The sequence below is a fragment of the Pantoea sp. PNT03 genome (assembly GCF_014852515.1).
Lineage (GTDB): Bacteria > Pseudomonadota > Gammaproteobacteria > Enterobacterales > Enterobacteriaceae > Pantoea > Pantoea leporis.
The window spans coordinates 85,029-105,146 of sequence record NZ_JACVBT010000007.1 but is presented as its reverse complement, the minus strand read 5'-3'; the positions used below and the strand labels follow the sequence as shown (position 1 = coordinate 105,146).

The following is a 20,118-nucleotide window of genomic DNA, read 5'->3' as shown; positions in this document are numbered from 1 at the left end:
ATTTTTCTTACTTATTTGCGCATCAATCAGGTATGGCAATAAAGCCGCGGCATACCAGAATAATTGATTATTTGATCGCCATTGGGGAGTTGATACATCTGATAATAATCACTGTGGGATTCTCGCGCCGAGGTGAAAAGTATCTGCGCAGCGAGTGGCTCGGGCACCGTATCATCGGCCATCGCCTGCACTTTACGGGTATTCACCAGCATAAAATCGCCCTGACGATGCCAGCTACTGACAGAAACGCGATTTAAACGATATTGACGATCCGGCAATGTCACCGTGCCGATTAGCGTTGATGCGCCGCTACCATCCGCTTTAAAACGTGTGCGTACCGTCGCATCCAGCGTACCCGTTGGCTTCCCTTCATTATCAATGCGATAGGGAACATCACACCATTCGGGTACCACAACAGTTGGGCGGACCAACAGAACCCACGCCCAGGGAAGAATGAAAGCAATAATAACAACCAATGTGAGTAATGACTTACGCATCAGGTAGCTCCTGATTAGATATCAACCATGAAATACATCCATTATTCTTTTGCTCGATGGGTTGGAGGCAAAGGAAAGCACTGCTGAAGGCACGAATGCGTGAACGGTTGATGTACAGCAACGGCGGGACTGAGCCATCCGGCAGGCGCGGTTTTAACTCGCGGAATCGGCGCATAGCATCCTGAACGACAAAAGAATCGGCAGAAAGTCTTTCATTGATAAAGACCTGCGTCTGCGCTTCCTGACCATAAAATTTAAATTGCATGCCATCATGTTCGGTTGGCGCAAACTCCTGACGGATAATCAGTGCTAGCGCCACATTTAGCAGTAATAATCCCGCCAGCACGCCACGCCACAGCCAGGATTTTTTCTTCACGGCGACCGCTTTCACAGCAGGTTCGGGCTGCACCGTGACCGGCTTATCAGCTTCAGCAGCAGGCGTAGCGACCTCACTGAAGGATTCGACATCGACCTGCTCGGCCAGCACGCAGCCAATCAGCGGCACCTGATGTACCAATGCACCTGGCGCGTGCGCCTGCTGCGCCAGACGATTGATCTCAGCAATGGTCAACGTTAAGCGATCGGCAAAGGGGATCTCAGAAGGTTCGCGCTGAAACAGCACATGCAATGCCTGATTACGCACCAGCTTGCCTTGGGCATTGAGCACGCGACGTAATACCGCGCTTTGCAGCGGACTTAATGCCACGCGTTGAGCGGGAGAATTGAGTGGATAAAACACCTGTTGGTCGGCATCAAAACAGAGACTTTTGGCAAATAAAACAAAGCGCGCCATATGAAACCTGATTTCCAAAAAAGCAACTCACGCAAGTATATGTAGTTTCGCGAGATGGCGCACGCTTACTGCAAATCGCTGCGTGAAATTGTGGCCTTTTTTCGACGCGTTTTAAGCGCTAACAGGCCACAGCATTAGCTAAAAAATAGCCAGTTAATGGTGAGAACATGACAAATATCACACAAAATCGGTATACTCTGTCGCGGTTGGCAATCATTACTTTCCTAATAATTGCCCGGCAGGGCAGGGAAAAAGCGTTATTTCCCCGCTATGCTTTAATTTTCTCAACGCCGCGGACTGTTGGCATTGTTTGAGTCCGCAGCGTTGAGGATTTTTCGAATTCCAATACAGGGTATCTGCATGAAACTACGTAGGAAGCGTGTAAAACCTATCGGGATTGATGATGTCACCATTATCGATGACTCCCGTTTACGTAAAGCCATTACCGCGGCTTCGCTGGGCAACGCGATGGAATGGTTTGATTTTGGTGTTTATGGCTTTGTGGCTTACGCGCTGGGTAAGGTGTTCTTCCCGGATGCTTCTCCAAGTGTACAGATGATTGCTGCACTGGGTACGTTCTCAGTTCCGTTCCTGATTCGTCCACTCGGTGGTTTGTTCTTCGGCATGTTGGGCGATAAATATGGTCGCCAGAAAATCCTTTCTATTACCATCGTTATTATGTCGATCAGTACCTTCTGTATCGGCTTGATACCGTCCTATGCCTCAATTGGTATTTGGGCACCGATTCTGCTGCTATTGGCAAAAATGGCGCAGGGCTTCTCGGTCGGCGGTGAATATACCGGTGCATCGATCTTCGTTGCCGAGTACTCGCCTGACCGCAAGCGCGGCTTTATGGGCAGCTGGCTTGATTTCGGCTCCATCGCCGGTTTTGTGCTCGGTGCGGGCGTCGTGGTGCTGATCTCCACCATTATCGGTGAAGAGAAATTCCTCGAGTGGGGCTGGCGTATTCCGTTCTTTATTGCGCTGCCGCTCGGCATTATCGGTTTGTATCTGCGTCATGCCCTGGAAGAAACGCCGGCGTTCCAGCAACACGTTGACAAGCTAGAACAAGGCGACCGTGAAGGTCTGCGCGACGGCCCGAAAGTGTCGTTTAAAGAGATCGCGACCAAACACTGGAAAAGCCTGTTGGCCTGTATCGGTCTGGTGATCGCCACCAACGTGACCTATTACATGCTGCTGACCTACATGCCGAGTTACCTGTCACATAACCTGCACTACTCGGAAGATCACGGCGTGTTGATCATCATCGCCATTATGATGGGTATGTTGTTTGTACAGCCAGTAATGGGCATGCTGAGTGACCGCTTTGGCCGTCGTCCATTTGTCATCATCGGCAGTATCGCCCTGTTTGCCTTCGCGATTCCGGCCTTTATGCTGATTAACAGTGGCGTGCTGGGTCTGATTTTTGCCGGTCTGTTGCTGATGGCTGTGATCTTAAACGCCTTTACCGGTGTAATGGCATCCTCGCTACCTGCGATGTTCCCAACCCACATTCGCTACAGCGCATTAGCAAGTGCCTTCAATATTTCGGTGCTGATTGCCGGTCTAACACCGACATTCGCCGCTTATTTAGTGGAAGCCACCAACAATCTGTATATGCCGGCATACTACCTGATGGTTGTCGCGGTGATTGGTTTGATTACCGGTATCTTCATGAAAGAGACCGCCAACAAGCCGCTGCGCGGTGCTACGCCAGCCGCGTCGGACATGGATGAAGCACGTGAGATCCTGCAGGAGCATCACGACAACATCGAGCAGAAAATCGAAGATATTGATGACGAGATCGCCAAGCTTGAGGCGAAACGTAAAAACCTGGTGCAGCAGCATCCGGACATCAACGAGTAATCTTCCCGACTCCCGCCACCCGGCGGGAGTTTTCGTTTCCGCACACAATCCTTCATGCACAGCCGCGAAAAGGGGTAAACTATTGCCACTTTTTTAACCTGCATAAGTTGTAAAGCATGTCTGAATTTAATCTGATCCAGCGCCCAAGAAGGCTGCGCAAAAGCGCGTCAATGCGCGAAATGTTCCAGGAATCTCACCTCAGCATCAACGATTTGGCACTGCCCATTTTCGTTGAAGAAGGCGTGGACGAGTATGTGCCCATTAACGCCATGCCGGGCGTGGTGCGTATCCCCGAGAAACGTTTAGCTTATGAAATTGAACGTATTGCCAAAGCGGGCATTCGTTCAGTGATGACCTTCGGTATTTCCCACCACACCGACGCCACCGGCAGCGATGCCTGGAATGAAAACGGTTTAGTGGCGCGTATGTCGCGTATCTGCAAAGACACCGTGCCAGAAATGATCGTGATGTCTGATACCTGCTTCTGCGAATACACCAGCCACGGCCATTGCGGCGTACTGTGCGATCACGGCGTCGATAACGACCAAACGCTGATCAACCTCGGCAAGCAAGCCGTGGTTGCGGCACAAGCCGGCGCAGACTTTATCGCTCCTTCTGCCGCGATGGATGGCCAAGTGAAAGCCATTCGCCAGGCGCTCGACGCCGCTGGCTTCACCGATACCGCCATCATGTCTTATTCGACGAAGTTCGCGTCCTCCTTCTACGGCCCGTTCCGTGAAGCCGCAGGCACCGCGCTGAAAGGCGATCGTAAGACTTACCAGATGAATCCGATGAACCGCCGTGAAGCGCTGCGCGAGTCGCTGCTTGATGAAGCGGAAGGTGCAGATTCTCTGATGGTAAAACCGGCTGGCGCTTACCTCGATATCCTGCGCGATATCCGCGAACGCACCACACTGCCGCTCGCTGCGTACCAGGTGAGCGGTGAGTACGCGATGATCAAATTCGCCGCGCAGGCGGGTGCCATCGACGAACGTAATGTGGTTCTGGAGAGCCTTGGCGCGATTAAACGTGCCGGCGCGGATCTCATTTTCAGCTATTTTGCCCTTGATCTCGCTGAGCAAAAAGTGCTCTGATTATCGTTACGCCTGGCATCGGACATCGCATACCGTTGCCAGGCGCTTTCAGCCTTTGTGGCTTAAACACCAGTGTTTCTGTAATTCCATAATTAATAACTGTAATTCCATAATTAATAAGAGTAACGCGATGAAAGCACCTGCACTGCCTGCGGACGAGTCATATCGTCTGGCCCAGTTACGTGCGCTCAACATTCTGCACACGCCTGCCGAAGAGCGTTTCGACCGTTTAACCCGCCTTGCCCGTCGTTTGTTTGGTGTACCCGTTGCGCTGGTCAGCCTGCTGGAAGAGGACCATCAGTGGTTCAAATCCACTGCGGGTTCAAGCGATACCACCGCACCGCGCAATACCTCTTTCTGTGGCCACGCCGTGCTGCAGGATGATGTGATGGTGGTGGAAAACGCGCTTGATGATGAACGCTTCTTCGATAATCCACTGGTTAAAAATGCCGAAAATCCGGTGCGTTTCTACGCCGGTTGCCCATTGCGCACGCCGGCTGGTGCGAAAGTCGGCACCTTGTGCATTATCGATCATCATGCGCGCCAGTTCGATGCGGATGATATCCATACATTGCGTGATTTAGCCGCAATGGCGGAAGCGGAGCTGGTGGCGTTCCAGACCGCAACATCCGATGAACTGACGCAAATCACCAACCGCCGTGGCTTTATGACGCTCGGCCAGCTGGCGCTGAATGAGTGCCAGTTGAAGCAGTTACCGGCCAGCCTGACTTTCCTCGATCTCGATCGCTTTAAAGCCATTAACGATACGCTCGGTCATCGCGAAGGCGACCGCGCATTAATGGACTTTGCCAACGCCATGAAGGTGAGTTTCCGCCATGCGGATATCTTTGCCCGTTTGGGCGGCGACGAATTTGTGGTGCTGTTTAATGGCTTGCAGCAAGCCGATGCCGAAGGTGTGTTGGCGCGCTTTGATGGTTTCCTGCAACAGCAAACCCAGAATCTGGAGCGCCGCTACGCTTTGCACTTCTCATCGGGCATTGTTGAGTTCGATCCCGATCATCCGCAGTCGCTGGAACAGCTGCTGGAAGGTAGCGACGAACGGATGTACGCCGCTAAGAACGGGAAAAAGAAGTTGAGTTGATTGTGGGTCGCCATGAATGGCGTAATGCCGATCAGTTAAGCGCCGTATCAAATCACCGCACCTTCCGTAGCGGCGCGATTTATCGCGCAATGAATTGCGCCGCTACTATGTGTGCGCTCGGTAATTACGGGTTTTCATGTCTTAACTGACGAGCATTACGCCATTCATGGCGACCCTACGGTTAATTGTCAGCCAAAGCGTCAATCAATGTCTGATTAAACGTCTGCGGTTCTTCCATCTGCGGCGCGTGCCCCATGCCCGGGAATTCGATTAAGCGTGCGCCGGGAATCAGCTGCGCCACCTGCTTACCCAATACATTGTAATGCCCGAGTTTTGCTTTCACTTCCGGCGGCGCGATATCACTGCCAATCGCCGTGGTATCTGCGGTGCCAATCATCAACGTGGTCGGCACGCGTAGATCTTTAAACTCGTAATACACCGGCTGAGTGAAAATCATGTCGTAGATGAGCGCCGAGTTCCACGCCACTTTCTTGTGACCTGGCCCGCTGTTTAGCCCGGCCAGCATATCGACCCATTTGTCATACTCCGGCTTCCACTGGCCGCTGTAATATGTCTGCTGTTCATATTTCTTGATGCCCGCCGCATCCAGCTTGAGTTCACGCTGATACCACTGATCCACCGAGCGCCACGGCGCGCCTTTGGCTTTCCAGTCTTCTAAGCCGATGGGATTGACCAGCACCAGCTTCTGCGTTTGTCTGGGATACATCAGCGCATAACGCGTCGCCAGCATGCCGCCGGTCGAGTGCCCAACCATAATGGCGTTGTCGATACCCAGTTGCTGCAACAGTTGATGGGTGTTCTGTGCCAGTTGCTGGAAGGTGTATTGATAGTTAGCTGGTTTAGTTGAGCTGCAGAAGCCAATCTGATCCGGCGCGATGACGCGATACCCTTTCTGGCTCAGCGCTTTGATGGTGTCATCCCAGGTTGCGCCACAGAAGTTCTTGCCGTGCATCAACACCACGGTTTCACCGTTGGCCTGCTGCGTAGGTTTGACATCCATATAACCCATACTCAGCGCTTGCTGCTGCGAGGAGAAGTTAAAGTGCTGCAGCGGATAGGGATAGTTAAAGCCTTCGAGCTGTTCACCATACACATTGGCGGCGAGCGCCGGAGCAACAGCGCCTAATGCCACTGATGCCAGAATCACGGCAAGTGACTGTTTTGGCTTGAAACGAAAACCCATTAGGTGATTCCTCAACAGTGAAAACCTTCAGTGTGGCACGTTAATCCGCGTTAAGTATTGATGAGGTGTGCCGCCAGAAAGCACACCTTTTACTATTAAGCGCCGCGAAGCGATGAAAAATTTGAGTTAATAATAACGCCCGTTATTACGATAAATACTCAACATCATCACAACAAGAAAACCTGTAAATTCACGAAAACCAAGACCGGTCTTGATGACAAATATTAAAAAAGCCAAATAACCAGAAAACTTTACATTAATTGCAGATTGGAAAGATTAATTAAATTACACTCTGCCACTGTTAATGGAGGACTATGATGACACAGCAAAAATATAATGAAGGGGTAATTGATTCGGTAACCGAATGGATTATGGCTAATCTGGATCAGCGTTTAACGATTGATGATATTGCACTGAAGTCTGGCTATTCGAAATGGTATTTACAGAAACTGTTCGCCCGCTATCACAATGAGACGCTGGCACGCTACATCCGAAAAAAGAAACTGGCTCATTGCATTAATGACTTAAAAGACAGCAATGTGCCAATTATCAGCCTGGCAGTGAAATATCATTTTGAAAGCCAGCAATCTTTCACGCGCTCATTTAAACAGGTGCTGGGCTGCACGCCACTTTATTGCCGTAAGCGCCAGCTGGATGAGGAAGCCAAACTTGCAATGCGTGAAAGTAGCGATCCCTGTGTGCTTTGCCGTCAGGCGGGATTTGACGCCACGGAACGCAATAAAGCAATTATCACGCCCGCGGTACGTAACGATAAATATATGCCGCGAATTGGTTGTGCGATGCGTTGATAAATAATTGACTCTTTTTTGGCGCCATTTGACGCCAACAGACTTCTTCATTCCAATTCATGAACGCTTTAATTGAATAGAAACGGATGGCATACCATCCGTTTCTCAATTAGTAACTCGATTTATTCAGCGCATTTACGCTCTTTTTAAAATGCGCGAGCCGATTATCCAGCGCATCGGTATACAGCATGGTATCCACACCGACGGCAACGAAATTAGCTCCCCACCGAATAGCGCGTTCCGCCATCTCCAGATTAACCGCCAGAAAACCGGCCGCTTTTCCTGCGCTGCGGATGCGTTTGATACTCTGCTCAATCACCTTCTGCACTTCAGGATGCCCGGCATTATCGGGATAGCCCAATGAGGCTGACAAATCTGCCGGACCAATAAAGATTCCGTCAACACCCTCAACCTCCAGCAACGCATCGAGATTATCAATCGCCGTTTTGCTTTCGGCCTGAATCAGCAGGCATAACTCTTCATTGGCGCGCGCCATATAATTTTCCACGCGCCCCCAACGTGCCGCCCGCGCCACGCCTGCGCCGACGCCGCGCGTGCCATAAGGCGGATAGCGCGTCGCCTTCACCAGCGCCTGTGCCTGCTCAGCGGTATCGATCATCGGCACCAGCAAGGTGCGCGCACCGATATCCAGCACCTGCTTAATCAGTGCGGTCTGGAATTCGATTGGCCGTATCACCGGCTGGCTGCGATAAGGCGCAACGGCCTGCAATTGATGATAGAGATCCTGTACGGTATTCGGGGCGTGTTCGCCATCTATCAATAACCAGTCGTAGCCGCTGGTGGCAGCAATTTCGGCCAGATACGACGATGTGCTGCTCAGCCACAAACCAATCTGCGTTTCGCCTTTCGCCAATCCGGCTTTGAAGGGATTTTTTAACGGATCCTGCATAGCTGCTCCTTACTTAATGACTTGGCTGCTGAGAGTGTGGCAACTGACGCTCCACTTTCAGGCTGAGGATAATGAGTGAACCGATGGCGGCAATCAGCGCCAGCGCCAGCAATCCGGCAGCGCTGCTGTTAAAGTGCATTTCGGCATTTACGCGAATCAGCGGTGCGAGGAAGCCACCTACAGCACCAAACAAATTGACGAAGCCGATGCCCGCCGCCAGCGCAGTGCCAGAAAGCAGCTGCGTCGGCATGGTCCAGAACACCGGCTGCACGGCAATAAAACCCACCGCTGCGACGCTAAGCGCAATGATGGCCAACAGCGGCGAAACCAATCCGGACAAACCAATCCCGACGGCAGCAGCCAGCAAGGTGAACGCCGCGACCCGGCGACGCTCGCCGCTGCGGTCGGAATAGCGCGGAATCAGCCAGGTGCCAAACAGCGCGGCCACCCAGGGAATGGCCGCCACCAGCGAGGCGAGGAAACCGACTTTGGTGCCCAACAACGCTGCGACCTGAGAAGGCAGGAAGAAAATCAGGCCATAAACCGCAATCTGAATGGTCATATAGATAATGGCGAGCTGCCAGACGCGACCATTGCGCAGCGCATCACGCAGATGTGAAGTCGGCTTCTGCTGCTCTTCGCTCTCCAGCTGACGTTGCAGCGCCCGCTTCTCCTCGGCGCTGAGAAAACGCGCTTTCGCCGGTGTGTCGTCGATATAGCTGAAAGTGAAAACGCCGGCTGCCACCGCCAGTAATCCTTCAATGATAAACATCCAGAACCAGCCGGGATGGCCTAGCACGCCGTGCATTTCCAGCAGTGCGCCAGAGAGCGGTGAACCCAGCGTCAACGCCAGCGGCGCGCCCATGTAGAACAGTCCCATGACGCTAGCGCGCTGCTGTTGCGGGAACCACAGCGAGGTCAGATAAATCATGCCCGGGAAGAAACCCGCCTCAGCGGCGCCGAGCAAGGTACGCACCAGCAGGAATTTGGCTTCGGTATCAGCAAATGCCATCGCCGCCGAAAGCAATCCCCACAGCAGCGTGGTGCCGCCAATCCAGCTGCGCGCGCCAAAGCGTCGCATCAGCAAATTGGCCGGCACGCCAAGCAGCGCGTACACCACAAAGAAGATCCCAGCCCCTAACGCGTAAGCTTCATTACTCAGGCCGGTATCAAGTTGATATGCCTCTTTGGCGAAACCAATGTTGGCGCGATCGAGAAACGCCAGCACGTAGAGCATCAACATGAAAGGAATAAGACGTGCGCGATTCTTTTTAACCGCGCTTAACACCAGATTATCCATGGTAAACCCTCACGCAGGGCTGCGACGAGTCGCCGCAGCCGCTGCGATTAGTGTTGATAAGGACGCTTCAGTCCATCGCGATTCAGTTCCACGCCGAAGCCCGGTTTATCCAGCACCGATTTGTGCATACGACCGTTAACCGGCACCGGTTCGTTGATCAGCAGCGGATCAAACTGCGGGCGCAGCGTGCTGCAATCCGGGCTGGTCATCAGGAATTCACTGAATGGGCTGTTGGTGAAGGTGATCACCGCGTGATGCGAGTAAACCGAGGAGCCGTGCGGCACCACCAGCTGGCCGCGTGATTTCGCCAGCGCCGCCACTTCCACTAGCGTGGTCAGGCCGCCGCACCAACCGACATCAGGCTGCAAAATATCGATGCCGGTTTCAGCCAGCGTGCGGAATGATTGCAGCGTGCCGTGATGTTCGCCGCTGGTGATCAACATGCCCTGCGGCGCTTGCTGTTTCAGCTGGGCGTATCCTTCGAACTGCTGCGGCGGCAAACACTCTTCCAGCCACTTGACGTTATAAGGTGCGCAGGCGTGGGCCAGCTTGGTGGCGAAATTGACGTCCTGGCTCATCCAGCAATCAAGCATCAGCCAGAAATCCGGGCCGCAACTTTCGCGATAGTGAGCGATGCGCGCCACCTCTTTACGGATGCCTTCATCGCCATCGTGCGGTCCCCACTGCACCGCCATTTTGCCGCCGATAAAGCCCATCTGCTGCGCCAGATCCGGACGTGCGCCGGTGGCGTAAAACTGCAGTTCATCGCGTACCGCGCCGCCCAGCAGTTTGTACACCGGCAGATCGGTGACTTTGCCGAACAGATCCCACAACGCCAAATCGACACATGAAATGGTGTTCATCACCAGGCCGCCCGATCCGGCGTAATACAGGGTGGCGTTCATCATCTGGTCGTGAATCAGTTTGATATCGCTGACGCAGCGTCCTTCAAGGAAGCGGTTGAGATGCTTTTCCACGATGAAGCAGCCCATTTCGCCGCCGGTGGTAATGGCAAAACCGGTTTGACCGTTATCGGCTTCGACTTCGACAATTAGCGTGCCTAACACGTTGATGCCAAAGGATTGACGCGACTGCTCATACTGCTTGTATTTGCTCATGGGCGTGGCGACGTGGTCGTCAATCCAGTGATTGGCACCTTGATCGTGATAATCGCCGCCAGCCGCTGCTTTATCCGCGGTAGCGCCACCGGCAAAGTAGGCGCGGACAGTTTTAATTTTAGGTAGGGACATGCTCTTCTCCTGGTTACGAGGCGTGTTTTTCCGCCGGGCTACGCCAGCCCAGCAGACGGGAAATATCGCGGGCGCAGGCAATCGCCTGGCCAGCAAGGTAATCGCGTTTGTCGTCGTCAATGTCGAGTCGGGTGCCCACCAGCGAAATGGCGGCGACGAGCTGCTGGCGGGCATTGAAAATCGGCGCGGCGACGCAGCGCACATCGGGATAATCTTCACCGTTATCAAAGCTCCAGCCCTGACGGCGAATGCGTGCCAGCTCGGTACGCAGCGCGTCGGCATTACGCAGCGAGGTTGGCGTCACCGCCACAAAACGCAGGCCGCTGATGATGCGTTCCTGCTCTTCAGGTTGCTGCCAGGCGAGCAGACACTTGCCAATGCCCGAGCGATACAGCGACAGGCTTTTGCCTTCGTGTGAGCGCACGCTGATGGTGGCGGCGGATTCGAGTTTGAGGATGTAACAGGCGTGACCACCCTCGAGGATGCCGAGGTGGCACAGCAGATTGGTCTGCTGCATTAAACGTGTCAGAGGTGGACGCGCAATATCGCGGATATCCATGCGCTGCAGTGCGTGACCGGCAAACTCCACCAGCCGCGTCCACAGGCAATAGTTGTTGTTGCGATCGATAGTGATCAGACGCTGTTTTTTCAGTTCAGCGAACAGCAGGTAGGCGCTGCTTTTAGGAAGCGCCAGCGTTTCAATGATCTCGGCGGCACTGCACGGTCCGTGCTGGGCAATAAAGTCGAGAATCGCAATGGCGCGCGTCAGCGCGGGGACAGGCGTAATTTCCAACATGCTGGACTCCAGTCTGATAATCTGGAGCGCAGTGTTGTAGTTTTACTTCGTGATAAGTGTGCGCCGCTTCAAATTACGCGGCGCTGAGCGTGTTTGCTGGCAGCGCGTGTGCGGGAATGTGAATCGCGCCGCGCTGAGAGTACAGCCGACTGTACTCCTGCCGCAGGAGCACAAGATCTAAGAGAAAATGTATTTGATCGCTGCAATGACCATCGTGGTGGTCATCACCATTAGCAAACGTTTGATCCAGCGCATATCGGTTTTCAGCGTGGCAACATCCGCTTTGAGTTGTTTCACGTCAGCTTTCAGTTCCTCAATATCCTTAATCGCGCCACTTAACCGAACATCCAGATCTTTAATCGCACCAGTAAGCCGAATATCCAGCTCTCTTATATCGCCGGTAAGTCGAACATCCAGTTCTTTAATGCTCCCTGTAATTCCTTCTCCGGCCTTCATTAAATCAGCACGAGATAACGCATTATCCTGCTGCATCTCAGTAAAGATCTCGACCATGACTTCGGCCTGTTGGTCGCTGACGCCGGCCAACTGCAGTGCTTTAAAGGCTTTGTGTGTGTTCATCATCGCGAGTGTCATCCGTGAAGCTCCTGAGTTGATGTGAGGCGCGTGCCAACATCATGCTCAGCGAGCGATTGCTGCACCATGTGACTGTGTGTATTTTGCGCGGCACTGCGAAAAATATCAATTAGTACAATAAGTAACGTGCAAGCGGATGCGGGGCGTCTCGCAAAATTGGCGTCAGATTCTGCTGCGAAACGTTTTGCGATATGGGAGCGGGAAGGTGTTGAGCGGCTTCTTAAAACGGCGGCGCAGCTTTTAATCCCTGCGCTGCCCGTTCAATAATTACTGAACCGGCTGGCCCGGTAGCAATTTCTCAGACATCAAACGGCGGCAGGAGAGTCTTTCCTGCCGCGCTTGTTGCTGCTGTTGCGGTGACAAATCCTGCCAAACCGTTTGCAGATGCTCTGCCAAAGCTTGCTGGAAATGCACCTTTTGTAATGCGTAATCGGAATTACTGCCTTCAATAATCTGCTGCATATCTTGCGGAGCATTGCCGCGTCCATCATGAGTGAGCGTACAGAACATGGCGATGTAATAGCCTTTGTCCTCATCGCTGTAATGCGGCATCAGCCACCAAACGGCGGCACTGATGACGATCAGCAACGGCACAATAAATTTGAGTTTTAGCATTAATAGGTTCATCCGCTGGAGAAAGGAAATGCGCCATCATAGCGACGTGAGTTAAAGCGCCTGCGCGCACGCCCAAGCCGAGCTCCACGCCCACTGGAAGTTGTAGCCGCCCAGCCAACCGGTAACGTCCACCACTTCGCCGATAAAGAACAAACCTGGCACATCGCGCGCTTCCATGGTTTTTGACGACAGTTGGGTGGTATCGACGCCGCCTAGCGTCACTTCGGCGGTGCGATAGCCTTCGGTGCCGTTTGGCTGCACGCGCCATTGATGCAGCGTGCTGACCAGTTCGCCCTGCTGCTTGCTGTTTAGCTGCTTCAGCGTGACGTCAGGAATCTGCTTTAGCTCCTGCAGCACTTCCACCAACCGTTTTGGCAGAATTTTCGCCAGGCTGTTTTTCAGGCTGAGATTGGGATGCGCTTCGCGCTGCACATGAATGAAATCATCCAGCGAAGTGGCAGGTGACAAATCAATGGTGACGAATTCACCCGGCTGCCAGTAGCTGGAGATTTGCAGCACGGCGGGCCCCGATAAGCCGCGATGGGTAAACAGCATCGCTTCTTTAAATAAGGTGCCGTCCTGCGCGGTGATGGTGGTGGGCAGCGCGACGCCCGACAGCGTGTTGAGCTGTTCCAGCAGCGGTTTATGCAGCGTGAACGGCACCAATGCCGCGCGCGTCGGGAACACTTTCAGGCCGAACTGTTCCGCCACTTTATAGCCAAACGGCGTGGCGCCGAGGCCTGGCATTGAGAGCCCGCCGCTGGCGATCACCAGTTTTTCTGCCTGCACCGATGTGCCGTTCAGCTGCAAGGTATAACCATTATCGTCGCGATCGACGCTCAGCACTTCACTGCGCAGGCGCAGCGTCACCTGCCCGGCATCACACTCTTTCAACAGCAGATCGACAATCTGCTGTGCGGAGTCATCGCAGAATAATTGCCCGAGCGTTTTCTCGTGATACGCAATGCCGTGGCGATTGACCAGATCGATGAAATCCCATTGGTTGTAGCGCGCCAGCGCCGATTTGCAGAAATGCGGATTGTGCGACAGATACGCCGCCGGTTCGGTGTGCATGTTGGTGAAGTTGCAGCGACCGCCGCCCGACATCAAAATCTTGCGACCGGCTTTTTTGCCGTTATCCAGCAGCAATACGCGGCGACCCAATTGCCCTGCCTGCGCCGCACAGAACATGCCGGCTGCGCCTGCACCAATAATGATAACGTCAAACTTTTCCACTGCTTTATCCGCCTTGCCCGAAAGGCGCTGATTGTAGGGATTTGCGGCTTTTAGCGCCAGCTTCAAAAAAATGCCGTAAATGTGTCATAATGTAACTTACTAATTTTAAGCTGTTTTCAGCTAAATCTATACGCTGCATTACAATTTTAAGACAATAAAGAGCTATATTTTTCTTTCATATCGCGCACGTTGTCGCAGATAATGCGCCGCGTTCATGTCCTCCCAAAATGGCGTAACGTTTATGCTACATCTGTTTGCTGGTCTCGACCTCAGTACCAGCCTGTTACTGATTCTTGCTCTGCTGTTTGTATTGTTTTACGAAGCAATCAACGGTTTTCACGACACTGCTAACGCGGTCGCGACTGTCATTTATACCCGTGCGATGCGGGCGCAACTGGCGGTTGTCATGGCGGGTGTTTTCAACTTCTTAGGTGTTTTGCTTGGTGGATTGAGCGTGGCGTATGCCATTGTTCATATGCTTCCGACCGATTTACTGTTGAATGTCGGTTCGGCCCACGGACTCGCCATGGTCTTCTCCATGCTGCTGGCCGCGATTATCTGGAACCTTGGCACCTGGTATTTGGGTTTGCCGGCGTCCAGTTCTCACACATTGATTGGCGCTATCATCGGTATTGGTCTCACCAACGCCCTGATGACCGGCACCTCGGTGGTTGACGCGCTCAACCTGCCGAAAGTCATCAATATCTTCATGTCCCTGATTCTTTCGCCGATTGTAGGTCTGGTGATTGCAGGCGGTCTGATCTTTATCCTGCGTCGCTACTGGAGCGGAACCACCAAGCGTTCGCGCATCCACATGACGCCTGCTGACCGTGAAAAGATTGATGGCAAGAAAAAGCCCCCGTTCTGGACGCGCATTGCCCTGATCGTTTCCGCGATTGGCGTGAGCTACTCACACGGCGCTAACGATGGTCAGAAAGGCATTGGCCTGATTATGCTGGTGCTGATCGGCGTTGCGCCGGCTGGTTTTGTGGTGAACCTGAATGCGTCGGGTTATGACATCACCCGCACGCGCGATGCCGTAAACCATCTGGAGCAGTATTATCAGCAGCACAACGAATCACTGACGCACATGGTGCAGATGGCGCCGCCTGTGGTGCCAACGCCAGATGAATCGCTTGGCGGTCCGCAGGAGTTCCATTGCGACAGCAGCCGTGCGCTGCAGGCTATCGATCGTGCGCAGCTGCTGCTGAACAATCTGCAGAGCTACGATCAGCTGACGGTTGATCAACGCAGCCAGATGCGTCGCCTGCTGCTGTGCGTTTCCGATACCGTAGATAAAGTGGCCAAGCTGCCGGAAACCAGCGCGGACGATAAGCGCTTCCTCAACAAGCTGAAAAGCGATTTGCTGGGCACCGTTGAGTACGCACCGATCTGGATTATTGTGGCTGTGGCGCTGGCGCTCGGCATCGGCACCATGATTGGCTGGCGTCGTGTTGCCACCACCATTGGTGAGAAAATCGGTAAGAAAGGCATGACGTATGCGCAAGGGATGTCGGCGCAGGTGACGGCCGCAGTATCGATTGGCGTGGCCAGTTACACCGGTATGCCCGTTTCTACCACGCACATTCTGTCGTCGTCGGTGGCCGGTACTATGCTGGTCGATGGCGGTGGATTGCAGAGTCGCACCATCAAAAATATCGCTATGGCGTGGGTGTTCACCTTGCCGGTGTGTATTTTGCTGTCGGGTTCGCTCTACTGGATTGCATTGAAACTGATCTGATGGATACCCTAAATAATTCGAATGACAGCAAGGCGGCAAGTGAGTGAATCCTCAGGAGCTTACTTAAGTAAGTGACTGAGGTGAACTCGCGCAGCTAACGCGGCTGTGATTCGAAGTATGACGGGTATGAGGGCGACGCGATGTCGCCCTTTTTATTGCCCTTTTTATTGCCCTTTTTATTGCCAGATCGCCATCGCAATCAAACTCACCACCACCAAAAAGCAGAGCCCGCTGGTCAGCACAAACTGTCCGCGCACGCGCTCACAGCGGCGAATGAACTCGTCGTCATGATGATCGTGATAGCGCTTCTCCCAGATATAGCGCACCAGCCGCACCTGCTTACTCGGCTGCCCGTGCGACGTGAAGAAACCCGCACCATCCACGTATTGATATAACAGCGGATCGCAACCGCGCAAAACGGCTAAAAGTGAGCGCAAAGAAGAGAAATAGCGCGCCATATTCACCAGACAAACCACACACAGAGCCCAAAAAAGCGCGATAGTGCTGATCATGTTCCCCTCCCGGCTGGAGCCGCAACGACGTCGAACGCAGCGGGGAATTGCTGTAGACGCCGCACGGGAAATAAACCAGCCATTGAATGATGTCGATTGCATTGTTGTTATGCGAACCTGAGTGCGCAACGCATATGGCAGTGGCACTTATTTTCAGTGTAGGAGATCTGTTGAATTTTTTTCCAGCGATGATTTTCGTTCAGGGCGAGTGAAAAAGCCGATAACGCTTGATCTTCCTCACAAGCGAACTTGCGCTTGCAGCATTTGTTAACAACTCTGGCTATACTCAGGACATAACAAAAACCGCCTGCGAGGCTGAAATAGTTGGTTGGTGGCGCTTCATCGCCGTCTCGCGCAAAGGAATCGCCGACCGTGAAAGCAGGAAGATTGCCCCGAATCTTGAGAAAGGAGTTTTATCATGGCTTATAAACACATCCTGATTGCAGTAGACCTTTCCCCGGAAAGCCAGTTGCTGGTTGATAAAGCCGTTTCGCTGGCCCGTCCTTATGATGCAAAAATCTCGCTGATCCACGTTGATGTGAACTATTCAGACCTCTACACCGGGCTGATTGATGTCAATCTGGGCGACATGCAGAAGCGTATTTCTGAAGAGACGCACACCGCGCTGAAAGAGCTGTCGATTAACGCCGGTTATCCGATCAGTGAAACCCTGAGCGGCAGCGGTGATCTTGGCCAGGTACTGGTTGATGCGATTAAGAAATATGATGTGGATTTGGTGGTGTGTGGTCACCATCAGGACTTCTGGAGCAAGCTGATGTCATCGGCGCGCCAGTTGATTAACACCGTGCACATCGACATGTTGATTGTGCCGTTGCGCGACGAAGACGAAGAATAAAAATCAGGCCGGGTTACCGGCCTGATTTTTTGTAGCGGCGCAATGTATTGCGCATTGTTTGCGTTATTACCCCAGCGGCGGATAAATATCAAAACGATGGCTTTTGGTCACCACCGCATCCTGCGTCACCACGCCCGCTAACGGCGGCGCGTAATCCGGACGCTTCACCACAATGCGCTTCTTCGCCAGACGGCGCGCCGGTTCCAGCAACGCATCAGCATCATCATCCGCACCGACCAGCGACTGAAACACCCGCATCTCTTTCTTCACCATCGCGCTTTTCTGGCGATGCGGATACATCGGATCGAGATAGACCACATCCGGCGCAGGCGTGATATCGCTCAGCGCTTGCTGGCTAGCAGCGTGCAGCAACGTCAGCCGATCGCGCAGCCAGCCGCCAATCTCCGCATCCTGATAACCGCGACGCAAGCCATCGTCCAGCAAGGCCGCCACCACCGGATGGCGCTCCAGCATGCGCACGCGACAGCCCAGCGCCGCCAGCACAAACGCATCGCGCCCCAAACCGGCCGTTGCATCAACCACGTCTGGCAGATAACCGCTTTTGATGCCGACCGCTTTTGCCACCGCTTCGCCGCGACCGCCGCCAAACTTACGCCGATGCGCCATCGCGCCCGAGACGAAATCCACAAAGATGCCGCCGAGTTTCGGCTCATCCAGTTTACGCAACTCAAGATGCTCAGCGGTTAACACCAGCGCCATCGTCGCCTGTTCGTCCTGCTGCAAACCCCAGCGCTCGGCTAAATGTAATAAGGCGCCGTCTCCGGCGCCCGTTTCATCGATTAAACCAATTTTCACAAGCCGGCTTATCCCTGAATTCCGTAGTGTTCCAGCATCGCATCGAGCTGCGGTTCACGACCACGGAAGCGTTTGAACAGCTCCATGGGCTCTTCGGAACCGCCACGCGTCAGGATGTTGTCGAGGAACGACTGACCAGTCTGACGGTTGAAAATGCCCTCTTCTTCGAAGCGCGAATAGGCATCGGCAGCCAGCACGTCGGCCCACAGATAGCTGTAGTAACCAGCCGCATATCCGCCAGCAAAGACGTGGCTGAAGGCGTGCGGGAAACGGCCCCATTCCGGGCTTGGCACCACGGCAACCTGCTTCTTCACTTCATGCAGGGTTTCGAGGATGCGCGCACCTTGGGCGGGATCGAACTCGGTATGCAGACGGAAATCGAACAGGCCGAACTCCAGCTGACGCAGAATAAATAGCGCCGCCTGATAATTTTTCGCCGCCAGCATTTTATCCAGCAGTTCCTTCGGCAGCGGTTCACCGGTTTCGTAGTGGCCGGAGATAAACGCCAGCGCTTCCGGCTCCCAGCACCAGTTTTCCATAAACTGGCTCGGGAGCTCGACGGCATCCCACGGCACACCGCTGATGCCAGACACGCCCGGCGTTTCGATGCGCGTCAGCATGTGATGCAGACCGTGACCGAATTCATGGAACAGCGTGATCACTTCATCGTGCGTGAACAGCGCCGGTTTGCCCTGCAGCGGACGGTTAAAGTTGCAGGTGAGATAGGCCACCGGCTTCTGCAGACTGCCGTCGGCTTTACGCATCTGGCCGACGCAATCGTCCATCCACGCACCGCCACGCTTGTGTTCACGTGCGTAGAGATCGAGGTAGAAGCTGCCGCGCAGTTCACCGCTTTCGTCGAACAGGTCGAAGAAGCGCACGTCTGGATGGTAAACATCGACGTCTTTACGCTCTTTAGCGGTGATGCCGTAAATGCGTTTAACCACCTCGAACAGACCACTTACCGCGCGCGCTTCCGGGAAGTACGGACGCAGCTGCTCGTCGCTGATGGTGTAGAGATGCTGTTTCTGTTTCTCGCCGTAATACGTCAGATCCCACGGATTCATCTCGTCGACGCCGTACTCTTTCTTCGCGAAGGCGCGCAGCTGAGCCAGCTCTTTTTCACCCTGCGGACGGGCGCGTTTCGCCAGATCGGTCAGGAAGTCGATGACCTGCGCCGGATTTTCCGCCATTTTGGTTGCCAGCGATTTGTCGGCGTAAGAGTCGAAGCCCAGCAGCTGAGCCAGTTCATGACGCAGCGCCAGCTCTTCCGCCATCACCGGACCGTTGTCCCATTTGCCGGCATTCGGGCCCTGTTCGGAAGCACGCGTTGAATACGCGCGGTACAGCTCTTCACGCAGCGCAGCGTTGTCGCAGTAAGTCATGACCGGCAAATAACTTGGGATATCCAGCGTCAGAAGCCAGCCTTGTTGCTCTTTGGCTTCGGCCTGCGCTTTGGCGGCGGCCAGCGCGCTTTCCGGCATACCCGCCAGCTCCGCTTCATCGGTCACCAGCTTGCTCCAGCCCATGGTGGCGTCGAGCACGTTGTTGCTGTAGGTCGAACCCAGTTCAGAAAGACGTGCCGCGATTTCGCCGTAGCGCTTTTGCTTCTCTTTATCGAGGCCAATACCGGACAGCTCGAAATCACGCAGGCTGTTATCCACTGCTTTCTTCTGCGCGGTATCCAGCGCCGCGTAGCTATCGCCCTCTTTCAGGTTGCGATAGGCCTGATACAAACCTTCATTCTGGCCGACCCAGGTGCTGTATTCGGACAGCAGCGGCAGCGTTTGCTCGTAAGCTTCGCGCAGTTCCGGGCTGTTTTTCACCGAGTTCAGATGGCTGACCGGCGAGAACAGGCGACCTAAGCGATCGTCAACTTCAGCCAACGGCTGCACCAGATTTTCCCAGGTGTAAGGCGCGCCTTGCGCCACAACGCGCTCTACCGCTGCGCGACAGTCGTTCAGCGCTTCGGTAACCGCAGGAACCACATGTTCAGGTTTGATAGCAGAAAACGGGGGCAGCGAAAAAGGCGTGAGTAACGGATTGGTCATAAGCGCAGTCCTTTCATGATGAAGTAGTGGCGCGAATGCTCGCGCGACGCATTTTATTAACATGCGGCTTGATGAC

At 53.9% G+C, this 20,118-nt stretch carries 19 protein-coding genes; 6 read left to right on the top strand and 13 right to left on the bottom strand.

The window, feature by feature from the left end:
* Positions 1 to 26: 26 nt before the first annotated feature.
* Together IB226_RS21525 and IB226_RS21520 are read right to left on the bottom strand one after the other, a co-directional pair.
* Complete coding sequence (locus tag IB226_RS21525; protein WP_101762709.1) at positions 27 to 497, bottom strand: hypothetical protein; 471 nt, start codon at positions 495 to 497, stop codon at positions 27 to 29.
* Positions 490 to 1,290, bottom strand: coding sequence for a hypothetical protein (locus IB226_RS21520; RefSeq protein ID WP_192236954.1), 801 nt, complete (start codon positions 1,288 to 1,290; stop codon positions 490 to 492). Before IB226_RS21520 ends, IB226_RS21525 begins: the two co-directional genes overlap by 8 nt.
* A 360-nt stretch (positions 1,291 to 1,650) precedes the next feature.
* Here IB226_RS21520 and proP point away from each other — a divergent pair, with 360 nt between their 5' ends.
* The 3 genes from proP to IB226_RS21505 all read left to right on the top strand — a co-directional run bounded on the left by proP (position 1,651) and on the right by IB226_RS21505 (position 5,352).
* Positions 1,651 to 3,156: a glycine betaine/L-proline transporter ProP gene (gene proP, locus IB226_RS21515; RefSeq protein ID WP_101762711.1), complete on the top strand. Its 1,506-nt coding sequence runs from the start codon at positions 1,651 to 1,653 to the stop codon at positions 3,154 to 3,156.
* A 116-nt stretch (positions 3,157 to 3,272) separates the two neighbouring features.
* Entirely contained in the window at positions 3,273 to 4,250 is a 978-nt protein-coding gene (hemB, locus tag IB226_RS21510) for a porphobilinogen synthase (RefSeq protein WP_110867652.1), read from the top strand.
* A 130-nt stretch (positions 4,251 to 4,380) separates the two neighbouring features.
* A complete protein-coding gene (locus tag IB226_RS21505) occupies positions 4,381 to 5,352 on the top strand; it encodes a diguanylate cyclase (RefSeq protein WP_192236953.1) in 972 nt (323 codons plus the stop codon).
* 181 nt (positions 5,353 to 5,533) lie between these two features.
* Here the strand turns inward: IB226_RS21505 and IB226_RS21500 are convergent, their stop codons facing one another.
* Positions 5,534 to 6,556 (bottom strand): alpha/beta fold hydrolase, encoded by a 1,023-nt coding sequence (locus tag IB226_RS21500; RefSeq protein ID WP_192236952.1) that lies wholly within the window; start codon positions 6,554 to 6,556, stop codon positions 5,534 to 5,536.
* A 317-nt stretch (positions 6,557 to 6,873) separates the two neighbouring features.
* On the opposite strand from IB226_RS21500, the gene IB226_RS21495 reads away from it, so the two are divergent.
* The gene (locus IB226_RS21495; RefSeq protein WP_192237004.1) at positions 6,874 to 7,365 is read left to right on the top strand and encodes a helix-turn-helix domain-containing protein; all 492 of its coding nucleotides are present in this window, start codon (positions 6,874 to 6,876) and stop codon (positions 7,363 to 7,365) included.
* Between the two features lie 109 nt (positions 7,366 to 7,474).
* On the opposite strand, the gene yfaU is transcribed toward IB226_RS21495, so the two are convergent.
* The 7 genes from yfaU to IB226_RS21460 form a co-directional block, all read right to left on the bottom strand.
* Positions 7,475 to 8,275, bottom strand: a complete 801-nt coding sequence (gene yfaU / locus IB226_RS21490; protein ID WP_192236951.1) for a 2-keto-3-deoxy-L-rhamnonate aldolase — start codon at positions 8,273 to 8,275, stop codon at positions 7,475 to 7,477.
* Positions 8,276 to 8,288: 13 nt separating this feature from the next.
* Complete coding sequence (locus IB226_RS21485) at positions 8,289 to 9,575, bottom strand: MFS transporter (RefSeq protein ID WP_101762717.1); 1,287 nt, start codon at positions 9,573 to 9,575, stop codon at positions 8,289 to 8,291.
* 47 nt (positions 9,576 to 9,622) lie between these two features.
* A complete protein-coding gene (gene rhmD / locus IB226_RS21480; protein ID WP_192236950.1) occupies positions 9,623 to 10,825 on the bottom strand; it encodes an L-rhamnonate dehydratase in 1,203 nt (400 codons plus the stop codon).
* A 13-nt stretch (positions 10,826 to 10,838) separates the two neighbouring features.
* The gene (locus tag IB226_RS21475; RefSeq protein WP_101762719.1) at positions 10,839 to 11,621 is read right to left on the bottom strand and encodes an IclR family transcriptional regulator; all 783 of its coding nucleotides are present in this window, start codon (positions 11,619 to 11,621) and stop codon (positions 10,839 to 10,841) included.
* Positions 11,622 to 11,798: 177 nt separating this feature from the next.
* Positions 11,799 to 12,215 carry a DUF1640 domain-containing protein gene (locus IB226_RS21470; RefSeq protein ID WP_192236949.1) on the bottom strand — a complete coding sequence of 139 codons (417 nt, stop codon included), beginning with the start codon at positions 12,213 to 12,215 and terminating at the stop codon, positions 11,799 to 11,801.
* Positions 12,216 to 12,482: 267 nt separating this feature from the next.
* A complete protein-coding gene (locus tag IB226_RS21465; RefSeq protein WP_101762721.1) occupies positions 12,483 to 12,830 on the bottom strand; it encodes a hypothetical protein in 348 nt (115 codons plus the stop codon).
* 51 nt (positions 12,831 to 12,881) lie between these two features.
* On the bottom strand, positions 12,882 to 14,066 hold the full coding sequence (locus tag IB226_RS21460) for an NAD(P)/FAD-dependent oxidoreductase (RefSeq protein ID WP_192236948.1): 1,185 nt from the start codon (positions 14,064 to 14,066) through the stop codon (positions 12,882 to 12,884).
* A 241-nt stretch (positions 14,067 to 14,307) separates the two neighbouring features.
* Between IB226_RS21460 and pitA the strand changes: the two genes are divergently transcribed.
* A complete protein-coding gene (pitA, locus tag IB226_RS21455; protein ID WP_137386695.1) occupies positions 14,308 to 15,807 on the top strand; it encodes an inorganic phosphate transporter PitA in 1,500 nt (499 codons plus the stop codon).
* Positions 15,808 to 15,983: 176 nt separating this feature from the next.
* Here pitA and uspB read toward each other — a convergent pair whose 3' ends face one another.
* A complete protein-coding gene (gene uspB, locus IB226_RS21450; protein WP_008108136.1) occupies positions 15,984 to 16,319 on the bottom strand; it encodes a universal stress protein UspB in 336 nt (111 codons plus the stop codon).
* 418 nt (positions 16,320 to 16,737) lie between these two features.
* On the opposite strand from uspB, the gene uspA reads away from it, so the two are divergent.
* Positions 16,738 to 17,175, top strand: coding sequence for a universal stress protein UspA (uspA, locus tag IB226_RS21445; RefSeq protein ID WP_007889892.1), 438 nt, complete (start codon positions 16,738 to 16,740; stop codon positions 17,173 to 17,175).
* A 66-nt stretch (positions 17,176 to 17,241) separates the two neighbouring features.
* Here the strand turns inward: uspA and rsmJ are convergent, their stop codons facing one another.
* Both rsmJ and prlC read right to left on the bottom strand, forming a co-directional pair.
* On the bottom strand, positions 17,242 to 17,991 hold the full coding sequence (gene rsmJ, locus IB226_RS21440) for a 16S rRNA (guanine(1516)-N(2))-methyltransferase RsmJ (RefSeq protein WP_192236947.1): 750 nt from the start codon (positions 17,989 to 17,991) through the stop codon (positions 17,242 to 17,244).
* An 8-nt stretch (positions 17,992 to 17,999) separates the two neighbouring features.
* Positions 18,000 to 20,042 (bottom strand): oligopeptidase A, encoded by a 2,043-nt coding sequence (gene prlC, locus IB226_RS21435; protein WP_192236946.1) that lies wholly within the window; start codon positions 20,040 to 20,042, stop codon positions 18,000 to 18,002.
* Positions 20,043 to 20,118: the final 76 nt, after the last annotated feature.

Coding starts and splice junctions, on each gene's coding strand:
- IB226_RS21505 (WP_192236953.1), top strand. CDS start 4,381: ATGAAAGCACCTGCACTGCCTGCGGACGAGTCATATCGTCTGGCCCAG.
- IB226_RS21475 (WP_101762719.1), bottom strand. CDS start 11,621: ATGTTGGAAATTACGCCTGTCCCCGCGCTGACGCGCGCCATTGCGATT.
- prlC (WP_192236946.1), bottom strand. CDS start 20,042: ATGACCAATCCGTTACTCACGCCTTTTTCGCTGCCCCCGTTTTCTGCT.
- IB226_RS21520 (WP_192236954.1), bottom strand. CDS start 1,290: ATGGCGCGCTTTGTTTTATTTGCCAAAAGTCTCTGTTTTGATGCCGAC.
- uspB (WP_008108136.1), bottom strand. CDS start 16,319: ATGATCAGCACTATCGCGCTTTTTTGGGCTCTGTGTGTGGTTTGTCTG.
- pitA (WP_137386695.1), top strand. CDS start 14,308: ATGCTACATCTGTTTGCTGGTCTCGACCTCAGTACCAGCCTGTTACTG.
- rhmD (WP_192236950.1), bottom strand. CDS start 10,825: ATGTCCCTACCTAAAATTAAAACTGTCCGCGCCTACTTTGCCGGTGGC.
- IB226_RS21525 (WP_101762709.1), bottom strand. CDS start 497: ATGCGTAAGTCATTACTCACATTGGTTGTTATTATTGCTTTCATTCTT.
- IB226_RS21495 (WP_192237004.1), top strand. CDS start 6,874: ATGACACAGCAAAAATATAATGAAGGGGTAATTGATTCGGTAACCGAA.
- uspA (WP_007889892.1), top strand. CDS start 16,738: ATGGCTTATAAACACATCCTGATTGCAGTAGACCTTTCCCCGGAAAGC.
- hemB (WP_110867652.1), top strand. CDS start 3,273: ATGTCTGAATTTAATCTGATCCAGCGCCCAAGAAGGCTGCGCAAAAGC.
- IB226_RS21470 (WP_192236949.1), bottom strand. CDS start 12,215: ATGACACTCGCGATGATGAACACACACAAAGCCTTTAAAGCACTGCAG.
- yfaU (WP_192236951.1), bottom strand. CDS start 8,275: ATGCAGGATCCGTTAAAAAATCCCTTCAAAGCCGGATTGGCGAAAGGC.
- IB226_RS21465 (WP_101762721.1), bottom strand. CDS start 12,830: ATGCTAAAACTCAAATTTATTGTGCCGTTGCTGATCGTCATCAGTGCC.
- IB226_RS21500 (WP_192236952.1), bottom strand. CDS start 6,556: ATGGGTTTTCGTTTCAAGCCAAAACAGTCACTTGCCGTGATTCTGGCA.
- proP (WP_101762711.1), top strand. CDS start 1,651: ATGAAACTACGTAGGAAGCGTGTAAAACCTATCGGGATTGATGATGTC.
- IB226_RS21485 (WP_101762717.1), bottom strand. CDS start 9,575: ATGGATAATCTGGTGTTAAGCGCGGTTAAAAAGAATCGCGCACGTCTT.